The organism is Flavobacterium sp., from assembly GCF_035456085.1.
Lineage (GTDB): Bacteria > Bacteroidota > Bacteroidia > Flavobacteriales > Flavobacteriaceae > Flavobacterium.
Genome location: NZ_DATIDY010000095.1, coordinates 1 through 13,750 on the forward strand (window position 1 = coordinate 1; position 13,750 = coordinate 13,750).

Annotated in this window: 15 protein-coding genes; 12 read left to right on the plus strand and 3 right to left on the minus strand. The window is 32.2% G+C overall.

The window, feature by feature from the left end; genetic code table 11:
• Together VLC96_RS07210 and argH are read left to right on the plus strand one after the other, a co-directional pair.
• The coding region (locus tag VLC96_RS07210; RefSeq protein ID WP_325261720.1) for a peptidase dimerization domain-containing protein at nt 1-465 on the plus strand (465 nt) is incomplete at its 5' end.
• A gap of 151 nt (nt 466-616) precedes the next feature.
• Entirely contained in the window at nt 617-1,897 is a 1,281-nt protein-coding gene (gene argH / locus VLC96_RS07215) for an argininosuccinate lyase (RefSeq protein ID WP_325261722.1), read from the plus strand.
• A 220-nt stretch (nt 1,898-2,117) separates the two neighbouring features.
• On the opposite strand, the gene VLC96_RS07220 is transcribed toward argH, so the two are convergent.
• On the minus strand, nt 2,118-2,741 hold the full coding sequence (locus VLC96_RS07220; protein WP_325261724.1) for an MCP four helix bundle domain-containing protein: 624 nt from the start codon (nt 2,739-2,741) through the stop codon (nt 2,118-2,120).
• A 207-nt stretch (nt 2,742-2,948) separates the two neighbouring features.
• On the opposite strand from VLC96_RS07220, the gene VLC96_RS07225 reads away from it, so the two are divergent.
• Together VLC96_RS07225 and VLC96_RS07230 are read left to right on the plus strand one after the other, a co-directional pair.
• Nucleotides 2,949-3,947, plus strand: a complete 999-nt coding sequence (locus VLC96_RS07225) for a DUF2157 domain-containing protein (protein ID WP_325261726.1) — start codon at nt 2,949-2,951, stop codon at nt 3,945-3,947.
• Between the two features lie 137 nt (nt 3,948-4,084).
• Nucleotides 4,085-5,119 (plus strand): hypothetical protein, encoded by a 1,035-nt coding sequence (locus tag VLC96_RS07230; RefSeq protein WP_325261728.1) that lies wholly within the window; start codon nt 4,085-4,087, stop codon nt 5,117-5,119.
• A gap of 114 nt (nt 5,120-5,233) precedes the next feature.
• Here the strand turns inward: VLC96_RS07230 and ytxJ are convergent, their stop codons facing one another.
• Nucleotides 5,234-5,617: a bacillithiol system redox-active protein YtxJ gene (ytxJ, locus tag VLC96_RS07235; protein WP_325261730.1), complete on the minus strand. Its 384-nt coding sequence runs from the start codon at nt 5,615-5,617 to the stop codon at nt 5,234-5,236.
• Nucleotides 5,618-5,769: 152 nt separating this feature from the next.
• Between ytxJ and clpB the strand changes: the two genes are divergently transcribed.
• The 7 genes from clpB (at nt 5,770) to VLC96_RS07270 (ending at nt 12,272) form a co-directional block, all read left to right on the plus strand.
• Complete coding sequence (gene clpB / locus VLC96_RS07240; protein WP_325261732.1) at nt 5,770-8,373, plus strand: ATP-dependent chaperone ClpB; 2,604 nt, start codon at nt 5,770-5,772, stop codon at nt 8,371-8,373.
• 219 nt (nt 8,374-8,592) lie between these two features.
• On the plus strand, nt 8,593-8,829 hold the full coding sequence (locus VLC96_RS07245; protein ID WP_325261733.1) for a hypothetical protein: 237 nt from the start codon (nt 8,593-8,595) through the stop codon (nt 8,827-8,829).
• 208 nt (nt 8,830-9,037) lie between these two features.
• A complete protein-coding gene (locus VLC96_RS07250; protein ID WP_325261734.1) occupies nt 9,038-9,637 on the plus strand; it encodes a nitroreductase family protein in 600 nt (199 codons plus the stop codon).
• Nucleotides 9,638-10,101: 464 nt separating this feature from the next.
• Nucleotides 10,102-10,398: a YtxH domain-containing protein gene (locus VLC96_RS07255; protein WP_325261736.1), complete on the plus strand. Its 297-nt coding sequence runs from the start codon at nt 10,102-10,104 to the stop codon at nt 10,396-10,398.
• Between the two features lie 17 nt (nt 10,399-10,415).
• Nucleotides 10,416-10,775 (plus strand): hypothetical protein, encoded by a 360-nt coding sequence (locus VLC96_RS07260; protein ID WP_325261737.1) that lies wholly within the window; start codon nt 10,416-10,418, stop codon nt 10,773-10,775.
• 51 nt (nt 10,776-10,826) lie between these two features.
• A complete protein-coding gene (locus VLC96_RS07265; RefSeq protein WP_325261738.1) occupies nt 10,827-11,207 on the plus strand; it encodes a hypothetical protein in 381 nt (126 codons plus the stop codon).
• A gap of 195 nt (nt 11,208-11,402) precedes the next feature.
• Nucleotides 11,403-12,272 (plus strand): DUF808 domain-containing protein, encoded by an 870-nt coding sequence (locus VLC96_RS07270; RefSeq protein WP_325261740.1) that lies wholly within the window; start codon nt 11,403-11,405, stop codon nt 12,270-12,272.
• Nucleotides 12,273-12,309: 37 nt separating this feature from the next.
• Here the strand turns inward: VLC96_RS07270 and VLC96_RS07275 are convergent, their stop codons facing one another.
• Nucleotides 12,310-12,756: a hypothetical protein gene (locus VLC96_RS07275; protein WP_325261741.1), complete on the minus strand. Its 447-nt coding sequence runs from the start codon at nt 12,754-12,756 to the stop codon at nt 12,310-12,312.
• A gap of 338 nt (nt 12,757-13,094) precedes the next feature.
• Between VLC96_RS07275 and VLC96_RS07280 the strand changes: the two genes are divergently transcribed.
• Nucleotides 13,095-13,748 (plus strand): NADPH-dependent F420 reductase, encoded by a 654-nt coding sequence (locus VLC96_RS07280; protein WP_325261743.1) that lies wholly within the window; start codon nt 13,095-13,097, stop codon nt 13,746-13,748.
• Nucleotides 13,749-13,750 lie beyond the last annotated feature (2 nt).

A 13,750-nucleotide genomic window follows, 5' to 3' on the forward strand; every position in this document is an offset into this window, starting at 1 on the left:
GTAATTGACTGGTTCAAAACCTATCAATTCGAAAAAATATCAGAAGTTTTAGGTCCTGTAAAAATGACCGTAACTCAGATTAATGCTGGAAAACAACACAATGTCGTTCCTGCCGAATGTCATTTGGTTGTTGATATTCGAGTAACAGACCGCTACAATAATACCGAAATTTTAGAAACCGTAAGAGCGCATGTTGCTGCGGAAGTTACTCCTCGATCGATGCATTTAAATTCGTCCTCAATTCCCGTTTCACACGGATTGGTACAGGCCGGAATCGCTCTGGGAAGAACCACTTATGGCTCTCCTACCCTTTCGGATCAGTCGGTTTTGAGTTGTCAATCGTTAAAATTAGGACCAGGAGAAAGCCTGCGGTCACACTCCGCTGACGAATTTATATTTATCAACGAAATTGAAGAAGGAATTGAATTATACATCAAAATATTGACCGATTTTTTTAGAAGCTAATCAACAGAAAGCGGAGCTGCGAAACAATTTGCTTTATCTTTCGTTGCTTAAAAAAAGGTACAAAAGAAAATTTACGATAAAATAAGTCAATTTATAAAAAATAAAATCTTTGCGGATCTCTTAGAAACTCTGCAAAACAAAATATAAAAATATGAAACTTTGGGAAAAAGGAATACCAACAGATAAACAAATAGAACATTTCACTGTTGGAAATGACCGTGAATTAGATTTGATTTTGGCCAAATATGATGCTTTAGGTTCTATCGCTCATGCCAAAATGTTGGCACAAATTGGACTTTTGACTGTAGATGAAACCGATTCTTTGGTTTTGGCGTTAGAAGATATTATCGCCGATATAGAAAAAGGTAAATTCGAAATTGAAGATAGTTTTGAAGATGTTCACTCCAAAATTGAATATCTATTGACTGTAAAATTAGGCGATGCCGGAAAGAAAATCCACACTGCTCGTTCTCGTAACGATCAAGTTTTGGTTGACGTCAATTTATATCTGAAAGATGCTGTTACTGAATTGAAAGAGCAAGTTAAAACGCTTTTTGATTTAATGATGGAATCAGCAGAGAAGTACCAAAATATACTTTTACCTGGATATACACATTTGCAAATAGCGATGCCTTCATCTTTCGGAATGTGGTTTTCTGCATATGCTGAAACTTTGATTGACGATGTCACAATGTTGAATGCGGCATTGAAAATCGTAGATCAAAATCCACTTGGTTCGGCTGCGGGTTATGGTAGCTCCTTCCCTATCAACAGAACTTTTACAACACAAGAATTAGGTTTTGAAACTTTAAAATACAATTCAGTTGCAGCGCAAATGAGTCGCGGAAAGTCAGAAAAAACGGTTGCTTTTGCGATGAGTAGTGTTGCAGCGACTTTGGCTAAGTTCTCAATGGATGTGTGTTTGTATATGAGTCAGAATTTTGATTTTATTGGTCTGCCTTCTCATCTTACAACAGGTTCGAGCATTATGCCTCACAAGAAAAATCCAGATGTTTTTGAATTGATTCGTGGAAAATGCAACAAGATTCAGGCTTTACCATATGAAATCACTTTGATCACAAATAATTTGCCAAGTGGTTATCATAGAGATTTTCAATTGTTGAAAGAAGGTTTGTTTCCTGCGATTCAAAACTTAAAAGCTTGTTTGGATATTGCAATTTTCTCTATCAAAGATATTACCGTTAAAGAAGGAATTTTGAACGATAAAAAATATGATTATTTGTTTACTGTTGATACTCTGAACGAAATGGTTGTTGCCGGAATGCCTTTTAGAGACGCATATAAAGCAGTTGCTGAGCAATTAGAAGCTGGCAATTATCAATCGCCTAAAGAAACCAAGCACACTCATGAAGGAAGTATAAACAACCTTTGTTTGGCAGAAATTAAGGAAAAAATGAAAAGTGCTTATTAAGTAAAGTTCTTCATAAAATATAAACTAAAAAAGATATTAGGATTTGGAATGATCTTAATATCTTTTTTTTTGTTTAAAAAAAATTTGAAAGAAGTACTATATTTCTTCTCTAGCCCTGATCGAAGTGAAAATCCTTGTGGGCTGGGGTTCAGCCCACAAGATTGTAGCGTAGAGCAGGACTGATGTTTCTAAAAATTCCTGATGCTTCTGCTTCAAAAAATTAATTAAGACTTGGAGCTTCGGGGATTTTGACTTTGATTTTCTTTGCCATCAATAAATAGGTCGTGATTCCAGATAAAATGACCAACAAAGCGATTTCGAGCTCGCCCAAACTTGTGAGTCCATTATGTAAAGCATTGGAATGATCTACTTTCAATTTTGCTTCTTTGATCTGAAGATTTGATAACTTTACGAGTGTTTCAATTGCCTCGTTGCTGGAATTTCCAATTTGGTTCCAATTTTTATTTTGCGTTTGCTTGTTTATTGCAGCGCAAGACGATAAAAATGATTTAAAAAATTGTTCTTCATTAGCTGTTAAAACTGTTTTCAAATATAGTGTATTGATGCTTTTAATTTTATTTAATGCCTTTGTGATATTTTCACTTTTTTGAGAATCATTTAAGTCTATTTGGATAGCGTTGGCTTTTATAAAATGAAGCTCGTTTGCGTACTTAAAGATATATTGCTCGACAACCAATCGATCATTGAAAATCGCATTGATGTTTTCATTTCTCTTTTTAGAATCTTGTAAAGTGTTGAAATTATTTAGCAAAATAATGACCATAACAATTAACAGAATAAAAGCCGCTTTGGTTTTATTTGAATATTTTTTTAAATCTTTCATCTTGTGAATTTTAGAATTTGGCAATTTACAGCATTGGTTTGGTGAATGCAATTTTGGTTTAAAAGTTTGGCATTTTTTTAAACGAATCGAATGAACTATAAAAAAATTACCTAAAATTAGACTTATAACTAATTAATATACTCTTTATTAATTACAAATTAGTAATAAAATTTTGATAATTTTACGATAGCATTTAAATGTAAAAATATGGTGAATTTCGAAGAGCAAGCAACACAAAAGTTATTTGAGCAAAATACAATTACGAAAGAACAATTGCAAACCATTCAGGCATATAAAAGTCTGAATTTGTTTTCAGTTCATAACGAATTAAAATTCCTTTTATATATTTCGATTTTGATGTTTACATCCGGAATTGGAATTCTAATTTATCAAAATATTGACACTATTGGTCATGTGGCAATTCTTGGATTGTTGCTTGTAGTAACTGTAATCTGTTTCTATTTTTGTTTTAAAAATCATGAAGGTTTTAAAAAAGAAGAAGTTGCATTTCCCAATCCGCTTTATGATTATTTGGTACTTACTGCTGTAATTCTGAGCTGTACTTTTGTGGGTTATTTGCAATTTCAATATCAGACTTTTGGAACACAGTATGGGTTGGCAATTTTGGTTCCCACAATTATCAGTCTTTTTTGTGCTTATTATTTTGACAACAAAAGTGTTTTATCCATTGGAATTACCGGAATGGCAGCGTATTTGGGACTTTCTGTAGATCCAAAACATTATTTTGAAAATGAAATGTTTTATAATCACGCCTTAAGTTATATTGGTCTAGCTTTTGGTTTAGCTCTATTACTCTGGACTTTGTATGCGAGCAAAATCAATTTAAAAAAACACTTTAATTTGGTTTATCTTACTTTTTCACTGCATTTAATTGGTATTGCTTGCATGGTTAATTTATGTGATGATTATTGGTTTCCTTTTGGTATCGTTTTAGGAATTGCAGCGTATTATTTTTATAATTTAAGCTTTCAAATTAAATCTATTTCCTTGTTCATTTTCACCGTATTATATGGTTTTATTGGGATGAATATATTTTTTGTAAGATTTATTGATTCCTTGGGTTTAGAAGATATTTTCAGCGTATTTATTTTTACAACTCCTTTCTATTTTGTTCTTATCATTATTGGCTTTATAAAACTAATCAAACATTTTAACAAAAAAACTTCCGATGATAGCATACGATAAAACTCTTTTGGACAATACTTATCTTGATGAAGAAGCTAATCGATTGAAACAATCGGGTTTTATCAGTCAAGAACAATACAAAGCATTCAGCTATCAAGTGCCAAAACTTAAAAGCCAAAATAATATCTTTATTCGGATTGGCTTTTTTTGTACTAGGCTGCTTTCTTTATTCCTCAATTTGCGGATTTTTATCTCTTTTAGCAATTGATGGGCTTAACAATCAATATTATTATTTAATCTATTTTTTTGCCATTATAGGTTTTGGAGCCAAAGAGGTTATGTCTCAAAAAATGAATTATTTTGGTTTTGGATTAGATGATGCGTTTATTTTGGGTGGAATTTTATCATTATTAATTGCCGTTGGCTTATCGTTTGAACAAAACTATAGCCCCAACTATTTGGTGGTTATTATTGTTATGGCAATTACATCTAGTATTGCTTATTTACGATATCTCAATCGCTATTTAGCATTATTTGCTTGTGTAGGAATTACAGGAAGTATTGGCTATTTTGTATTTGATTACCTTATAATTGGAAAAACCATATTACCTTTTGTAATGATGTTTCTTTCTGGTATTAGTTATTTCATTGTTGAAAAAAGACTAAAAAATCTAACACTACCCTATTATCATAAAGGATTAAAATTGATACAGGGTTTCTGTCTCATCCTATTTTATCTCGCTGGAAATTATTATGTAGTACGAGAATTAAACTTTTCTCTTTCTACAGAATATTATTATAATGGGCTAAGTCCTGAAATTCCTTTTTCTTTTCTCTTTTGGGCATTTACTATAATAATTCCTTTATTTTATCTTTTCTATTCTCTGAAAAATAAAGACCGAATGATGCTTTGGATTGGTTTTCTGGCTCTATGTTTTAGCATTTTTACTTTTCGAATGTATCATCATGTTTTACCACCAGAAGTAGCTTTAACTATTGGTGGACTAGTTGTATTTGCATTTACTTATTTTTCAATAAAAAAGTTAAAGTACAAAGAAACTGGACTTACTTTTAAAACTGACCGTTTTACTGATCCAAATGCTTTTGCTAATCTGCAGGTTCTTGTAAGCGCTTCACAATTTGGACTTAAATCTGAAGCTAAAGTTGAAGATTCCCCAATGGAGTTCGGAGATGGCGGATTTAGTGGTGGTGGCTCTTCTGGAGAATTTTAGATTTACTCAATCAATATCACGCAAAAGCCGCAGGAGAAGCAAAGTAAAATATATTTTATACTTTGCGTCTCCTGCAGCTTTGTAAGTTAATAGTTAACTTATGAAAAATAAAATTTATAATCTCTCGGTTAATTCCTTTGCATCTATATCACTGTGAGAAACATGGTAAATTGCTTTCCCATCTTTAATCAATAATAATTGTGGCGATTGATGCTGCACACTGAAACGATCGGCAATTTCATTTGAGATATCTCTATACTCTATTAAATCCAAAAAATAAGCATCTACTCCAAAATCAAATTCTCTTTCAAACTGTTTTAAAGCAAAACGACTAATGCTACAACGCGTGCTATGTTTGAAAATTACAATTGGATTTTGATTCGAAAAGGCCACGATTTCATCTAATTGCCCTAAAAAAGTTAATGGAATCCAATTTACTTTGGTATTGGATGTCTCCTCCTTTTCTGAACTTCCGAAAATATTAGAAAATATACTCATTTTGTCTTATTTTATGTCTTTTTGTCATTATAAACTTATAAAAATCATTGTTTAAACGTCAAATTGTCTGTAAATTTATAGTGGAATACGATTTGATACTTATCATGCAAAGTTAGTCATTAAACCATATAAAAACATAAAAACCTTAAATCATGAACATTAATAAATTCACTATTAAATCGCAGGAAGCTATTCAGCATTCACAGCAATTGGTTCAGAGTCTGGGGCAACAACAAATAGAAAATGAACATATTTTCAAAGCTATTTTTGAAGTAGATGAGAATGTAGCTCCGTTCCTTTTGAAAAAACTCAACGTCAATGTACCGTTGTTCCAACAAATATTGGACGCAACTATACAGAGTTTCCCAAAAGTATCTGGTGGCGAAATTCAACTTTCAAGAACAGCAAACACCGCTTTGAACGAAGCCGAAATTATTGCTAAAAAAATGAACGATGAATACGTTTCGATTGAGCATTTGATTCTGGCAATATTTGATTCTAAAAGTAAAGTATCTCAAATTTTAAAAGATCAAGGAGTAACTGGAAAAGGGTTAAAAGCGGCAATTGAAGAATTGCGTAAAGGAGAGAGAGTGACCTCAGCATCTGCCGAAGATACTTATAACTCTTTGAACAAATACGCAAAAAACCTCAACGAATTGGCCAAAACGGGCAAACTTGACCCTGTAATTGGTCGTGACGAAGAGATTCGACGCGTATTGCAAATCCTAACTCGAAGAACTAAAAATAACCCGATGTTGGTCGGCGAACCAGGTGTTGGTAAAACCGCTATTGCCGAAGGATTAGCACACCGAATTGTAGACGGAGACGTACCTGAAAACCTGAAAGATAAAATCGTTTTTTCACTCGATATGGGAGCCTTAATTGCAGGTGCCAAATATAAGGGAGAGTTTGAAGAAAGATTAAAATCAGTTGTTAAGGAAGTTACTGCTGCCGAAGGTGATATCGTATTATTTATAGACGAAATTCATACGCTGGTTGGTGCTGGTGGTGGCGAAGGTGCGATGGATGCTGCTAATATCCTAAAACCAGCTTTGGCTCGTGGAGAATTGAGAGCTATTGGGGCAACTACTTTGGACGAATATCAAAAATATTTCGAAAAAGACAAAGCTCTGGAACGTCGTTTTCAAAAAATTATGATCGAAGAACCTGATACAGAGAGCGCTATTTCTATCCTTCGTGGAATCAAAGAAAAGTATGAAACACATCATAAAGTACAAATTAAAGATGATGCTATTATTGCTGCTGTAACGCTTTCACAACGTTACATCACCAATCGTTTCCTTCCTGATAAAGCTATTGACTTGATAGACGAAGCTGCATCTAAACTGCGTATGGAAATTAACTCCAAACCAGAGGAATTAGACGTTTTGGATCGAAAAATAATGCAGTTGGAAATCGAAATTGAAGCTATCAAACGTGAAAAAGACGAAAGCAAACTGAAAGTATTAGGTTTGGAATTAGCCAATCTGAAAGAAGACAGAAACGAAATTTATACCAAATGGAAATCTGAAAAAGAAGTTGTTGATAATATTCAAATGGTTAAAACCGAAATTGAAGATTTCAAATATGAAGCTGAACGAGCTGAACGTGATGGTGATTATGGTAAAGTTGCCGAAATACGTTATGGAAAAATTAAAGAAGCACAAGAGCGATTGGCTGAATTTACCAGACAATTACAAGAAAATCAGTCTGGTCAATCATTGATTAAAGAAGAAGTAACCCGTGAAGATATTGCTGAAGTTGTTGCCAAATGGACTGGAATTCCGTTAATGAAAATGCTACAAGGCGAGCGCGAAAAGTTATTGCATCTGGAAGAAGAATTACGTAAACGTGTAGTAGGTCAGCGCGAAGCTATTGAAGCGGTAAGTGATGCTGTACGTCGTAGTCGCGCAGGGTTGCAAGATATGAAAAAACCAGTAGGAACTTTTCTATTCTTAGGAACTACAGGTGTTGGTAAAACCGAGCTGGCAAAAGCTTTGGCAGAATATCTGTTTGACGATGAAAATGCAATGACCCGAATTGATATGAGTGAATATCAGGAACGTCACAGTGTAAGCCGTTTGGTGGGAGCACCTCCAGGATACGTTGGTTATGACGAAGGTGGACAATTAACTGAAGCTGTTCGTAGAAAACCATATTCGGTGATTTTGCTAGATGAGATCGAAAAAGCACATCCAGATACTTTCAACATTTTGTTACAGGTATTGGACGAAGGACGTTTAACTGATAACAAAGGACGTTTGGCTGATTTTAAAAACACGATTATCATCATGACTTCTAATATGGGAAGCCAGATTATTCAAGATAAATTCGAGAATTTAAAAGGAAGTGTCGAAGCTGCTACCGAACTTGCCAAAGTTGAAGTACTTGGATTGTTGAAACAGACAGTACGTCCTGAGTTTATCAATCGTATTGATGAAATCGTAATGTTTACACCGCTTACTAGTGAAAACATAGCTCAAATTGTAGGTTTACAGTTGAAAAGCGTCATCAAAATGTTAGAGCAACAAGGTATCGTTATGGACGCTACTCCCGAGGCTATACAATACCTTTCTGAAAAAGGTTATGATCCTCAGTTTGGTGCGAGACCTGTAAAACGTGTGATTCAAAGAGAGGTGCTTAACCAGCTTTCTAAAGAAATACTAGGCGGAAAAATACATCCTGAGAGCATTATTTTATTAGATTCTTTTGATGGAGAATTAGTTTTCAGAAATCAAAGTGAGTTGGTTAACTAATTATTATAAAAGTTTTAATTTATTTAAACACTGGTCGAAAGACTGGTGTTTTTTTTATTTTATAATTTATTAAAAATAAGATTTATCTTATATAAATATAAAAAAAAGGTTTTTTGTCGGTATTTAAATAAATTTTACCTAAATTTAGATTACAAATTTGAAGTTAAAATATTACTTTTGGATTCAAAATCAAAATACTTACCTACTAAATCTCACAACATGGATAATAAAAAAACATCACTAATAGACTTCTTAATTGATTTTTTTGCTACTATTTACGATTTGGTTATTGAAGCATTTGCCTCTATCTATGATTTATTTTATAATGCTATATTTTTTTTAATAGAATATTTAAAATGGATTACAGATATAAATTCACCTGAGACTAATGATTTCAACACCCATGCTGAAGAAGCAATTCAAGTTCGCAATCAAAATTCGTTCGATATAAGATAACTACAATCACAGAATATAATAGATAAAAACACCGGTTTAACTGGTGTTTTTTTTTTGTTTATAACTAAACTTAAAAGTTCTAACTCTCTATTTTAAAATAAAATTCATAAAAATGCTGTTCATTATCAGATTAATCAAATTGTATACATTTATTATTAGCATAACTTTGTAGAGATTATACCTTTAAAAACATCTAAAAACCACAACTATGAATATTTTAGAATTGATAAAAAACAGATACACAGCAAAGCAATACAACGCCGATAAAGAGATACCGCAACAAAAAATAGAAGAATTAAAAGAAATTTTACGTCTCACTCCTTCTTCAATAAATATACAGCCTTGGAAATTCACATTTGTACAAAATCCTGAAGTCAAAGCTCAATTAGCTGCCGTTTCAATGCATAATAAAGAGAAAGTAAATCAGGCAAAACTATTGATCGTTTTTAGCGTAGCAGATGATCTGGATGCTTTTCAGAAAGTAGTCGAAACTGAATTACCCCAAGCCAGAGTAGATTGGTACAACCAGATTAAAGAGAGCATGTCGGCTGCCGATTTGAAAGTTTGGTTTTCAAAACAACTATATATTGCCTTGGGAGTCGGTTTGACGGCCAGCGCTGCATTAGGTTTAGATTCAACTCCAATGGAAGGAATTGAAATTGATAAATACATAAGCATTCTTAATATGACGACATACAAACCACTATTTGCACTCGCGGTTGGTTATGCCTCAGAAAACGATTTTAACCGTCTTGAAGCCGCCCCAAAATCCAGAAGATTATTAGAAAATGTAATAGAAAGTATTTAAACATATTTATAAAATAATAATTGACCTCGTTTTAAGCTAATTTAAAACGGGGTTTTTTGTTTTAAAATTCTTGTTTATTATTAATAGTATTTTATGACTTTTAATTACAAAACATTCATTAAATCAAACATAAATCATTATAAAACAGTTATTTAAGCAGTAAAACAAGTTATTTGATATGTAAATTTTGTAACTTTATTAAAAAGTAATATAAAAGAATTTTAATCAAACTAATAGAACTTTACAACGTTGCAATAAGGCAACAAATTGACTTAAAAATAATCATAAAAAAGAAAAAACTATGAATAATATATTTAGAGGACTTTTAGCTGGCTATGGAGCCAAAAAATTAGGCGGAGGCTGCTTTGGTACAATATTAGTTTTTATAATTATATGGTTGCTTTTAGGACAATGCAGTTAAAAAATTTATGTAAAATAATCATTAACATTCAAAATTAAATATCATGAGCACAGGTAAAGTAGTTTTAGGAACAGTGGCAGGACTTGCCATAGGAGGAATTTTAGGAATTTTATTTGCACCTGAAAAAGGTTCAGTAACTCGTCAACAAATTCTTGACAGAGGAACTGATTATGCAGAAGACCTAAAATCAAAATACAGCGGTATTGCAGATTCTTTGAAAGAAAAATTTCAAGCTGTAAAAAAAGATGCTGAGGACATCGCCCAAAACGGAAAAGCAAAATTTGATGAAGCGAAAAATGATATTAAAGCCGACATCAACAAACCAGCAACAAATTACTAATAATAACAAAGTATATTATGATTGACGATACAACACCAATAGCAACACTATTTGAGCGTGCAGAAGATTATACCAAAACAAGTATAAAATTGGCAAAGCTAAAAGCTATCGACAAGTCAGCTGAAATGGTTTCATCACTGTTTTCGTTAATTGTTGTTAGTATGACAGTTGTATTGTCAATCATAATTATTAGTATTGGTTTTGCTTTATGGATAGGTAAACTGCTTGGAGATACATTTTATGGATTCTTTATAATTGGTGCTTTTTATATGTTAATAGCGATTTTTCTTCGCATTTTTAAAGAACAATGGCTCAAATATCCTGTGAGTAATTCCATAATTAAACATATGATGAAAACAAACAGAATAACAGAATAAATCATCATGCAAAATTTTACAATATTCTATCAGAATTAAATATTGCTTCCTATGAAAAAACCAAACGAAACAGATTCATTAAATGAATTAATAGTATTTCTAGAACAACAGCATGACAACGATTTGCTTTTGTTGAAAGAACAATTTCATGTTGCTTATGAAAGTATAAAACCTCTTAATTTCATTAAAAGACTAGTTCACGAAGTTACTAACTCACCAGAAATCAAAGAGGATATTGTTGGTAATGTTATGGGATTGGCTACTGGATTTATTTCTAGAAGTTTTTTGGTAGATAAAAAAAGCGGTGGAATAAAAAGAATCTTTGCAACCTTACTTCAATTTGCTATTGGAAATGCTGTTTCCAAACATTCAGATGATATTATAGCAGTTGGTACCGCCGTTTTCAATAATTTTTTCAAAAAAAATAAATAAAAATATAAATTGAGGTTGAAAAAACACACTAGTCAGATGGCTGGTGTTTTTTTTTTAAATAAAAGTCAGATTACGATTATTTAAAATCATAAATATTTAATCATAAATTAGTAGATTCGCAGCAGTAAACAATCAAAAACTTCGTATTAGATATTCTGATAAATGGTACTATCGTAGTTTATAAAAACAAATATAATGGCATCAGGCTTTTTTGTATTATTAGATGATATCGCAGCAATTATGGATGACGTTGCTGTAATGAGTAAAATAGCAGCAAAAAAAACAGCAGGTATTTTAGGGGATGATCTCGCTGTAAATGCAGAAAAGGCTTCTGGATTTGTATCATCAAGAGAACTACCGGTTTTATGGGCTATTGGCAAAGGTTCGCTTCTTAATAAATTAATAATTTTGCCGATAGCATTTTTGTTAAGTGCATTTTTCCCAATTGCAGTAATAGTCGTGCTGATATTTGGCGGACTTTATTTGGCTTACGAGGGAGCCGAAAAAATCTATGAGTTTCTATTTCACCGCAAGCATCATGTAACCGAAACTGTAGTCACAGAATATACAGAAGAAGAAATCCTGGCTGCCGAAAAAGGCAAAATAAAATCAGCCATTGTAACCGATTTTATTTTATCGGTAGAAATTGTAATTATTGCCCTGGGGACCGTAATCGAAAAACCATTATTGTCTCAAATTATCGTCGTATCTATAATTGCAGTAGTAGCTACTGTAGGTGTTTATGGTATTGTTGCGGTAATTGTAAGAATGGATGAATTTGGATATTTACTGATAAAAAATAGCACAAAAGAGCGCAGCATATTAAAAGCGATCGGAAACTTATTGGTACAAGCCTTGCCAAAAGTCATCAAAAGTTTATCGGTTATAGGTACGATTGCCCTTCTTCTTGTAGCTGGTGGTATTTTTGCTCACAAAATAGATTTTCTACATCATTTATTTCCCGAATGGCCTGCTATAATAAAAGAATTTAGTTTTGGAATAATAATAGGCTTTGTAGTTTTGGGAATAGTAAACCTTTTCAAGAAGCTATTTCGAAAGAAATAATTTGATATTAAAAACGGAATAAATTCGATTTTCTCCTTTAATTTTTTTCAAAATAAAGTAATCGTTCATCGGTATCGCCTTTACTGTTGTCTTTCAGTTTTAAAGAAGTTCCTGTATTTTCAATAACTTTCCAATTCCCAGACAATTTAATTAAATCTGGGGACGCAAATAGAATCATAAAAAGAGTACCCGAGATATCAGCATCACTAGTACTTTTGGCTACAGACCATGCACCTGTATTAGTATTTGTATCCTTTGTAGCAGTTAGAACGGTATTGTTTGTAAAAGTAAAATTATAACCTCCATAATCCTCAGTTTGGGCCAAACCAGATTCATAAAAAAATCCAACTTTCCAAGTACCATCCTCTACAGTATCGGCAACATCATCGGCTCCAGTTTTATAATCATCATTATTACAGGAAACAAAAGTTGTGCTTACAACAACGATCATCAGAACATATCGAAATAGTTTTTTAAATTGCATAGGATTATTTTTTTTGATTATTTTCTGCTTCCAATTATCAGTTCTTGTAAAATTAAGAATTAATAATTAACTTAAAATCATTTACTTACATTAAAAACTAAGCATTCAAACCTTATAGATATTTAAAATTATAACAATATTTAGTATTTAAAATTAAAAATGGTATAATTTATGTATAAATATAACGATATAGTTAATATCAAGAAATAATATTTGTTAATCTCAGATCGAGAGGCTAAATTGAAAAGTAAATTTTTTTAGGAGCATCAAGTATTTATTTTTTTGTGTATTTACTTTATTTTTAATTTTATAATTATTTAAATCTAAAATAAAAAAAGATGAAAATAGCAGTTTTAGGAACAGGAGCAGTTGGGACAACAATAGCTTCAAAATTGATAGAACTTGGCCATGAAGTAATGATTGGCTCCAGAAGCAAAACAAATGAAAAAGCAATTAAATTTGTAAATAAATTTGACACGAAAGCCACCAACGGAACCTTTGAAGAAGCTGCTTTTTTTGGAGAAATAGTTTTTAATTGTATCAAAGGTGAATTTGCAATAGAAGCACTAAAATCAGCCGAAAAAGGAATTAGAAATAAAATCCTTATTGATATTAGCATCCCTGTCAATACTCGCAATGGAGCACCATTAAGCTTAATTCCTGAACTTTGCAACACCAATTCTTTGGGAGAAGAAATACAGAAAAATTTTCCAGATACCAAAGTCGTAAAAACACTAAATACCATGTGGAATACACTTATGATATCACCATCAATGCTACAAAACGGAGATCACACCAATTTTATATGTGGTAATGATGAAGAAGCCAAAGACAAAGTAAAAAATCTGCTTAAAGAAATTGGATGGCTCGAAGAAACGATTCTTGATCTAGGCGATATTGTGGGTTCCAGAGGTACAGAGGCAATTGTTTTATTGTGGTTGAGAATTTGGGGAGCTACAATAGGGACTTTTAGTCTTAAAGTTGTAAACTAAAA

Excerpts from the sequence above, each read along its gene's own strand:
- VLC96_RS07250 (WP_325261734.1), top strand. The coding sequence starts at position 9,038 with ATGAATATTTTAGAATTGATAAAAAACAGATACACAGCAAAGCAATAC.
- VLC96_RS07275 (WP_325261741.1), bottom strand. The coding sequence starts at position 12,756 with ATGCAATTTAAAAAACTATTTCGATATGTTCTGATGATCGTTGTTGTA.
- VLC96_RS07265 (WP_325261738.1), top strand. The coding sequence starts at position 10,827 with ATGAAAAAACCAAACGAAACAGATTCATTAAATGAATTAATAGTATTT.
- VLC96_RS07220 (WP_325261724.1), bottom strand. The coding sequence starts at position 2,741 with ATGAAAGATTTAAAAAAATATTCAAATAAAACCAAAGCGGCTTTTATT.
- VLC96_RS07245 (WP_325261733.1), top strand. The coding sequence starts at position 8,593 with ATGGATAATAAAAAAACATCACTAATAGACTTCTTAATTGATTTTTTT.
- VLC96_RS07270 (WP_325261740.1), top strand. The coding sequence starts at position 11,403 with ATGGCATCAGGCTTTTTTGTATTATTAGATGATATCGCAGCAATTATG.
- VLC96_RS07280 (WP_325261743.1), top strand. The coding sequence starts at position 13,095 with ATGAAAATAGCAGTTTTAGGAACAGGAGCAGTTGGGACAACAATAGCT.
- ytxJ (WP_325261730.1), bottom strand. The coding sequence starts at position 5,617 with ATGAGTATATTTTCTAATATTTTCGGAAGTTCAGAAAAGGAGGAGACA.
- clpB (WP_325261732.1), top strand. The coding sequence starts at position 5,770 with ATGAACATTAATAAATTCACTATTAAATCGCAGGAAGCTATTCAGCAT.
- argH (WP_325261722.1), top strand. The coding sequence starts at position 617 with ATGAAACTTTGGGAAAAAGGAATACCAACAGATAAACAAATAGAACAT.
- VLC96_RS07260 (WP_325261737.1), top strand. The coding sequence starts at position 10,416 with ATGATTGACGATACAACACCAATAGCAACACTATTTGAGCGTGCAGAA.
- VLC96_RS07225 (WP_325261726.1), top strand. The coding sequence starts at position 2,949 with ATGGTGAATTTCGAAGAGCAAGCAACACAAAAGTTATTTGAGCAAAAT.
- VLC96_RS07255 (WP_325261736.1), top strand. The coding sequence starts at position 10,102 with ATGAGCACAGGTAAAGTAGTTTTAGGAACAGTGGCAGGACTTGCCATA.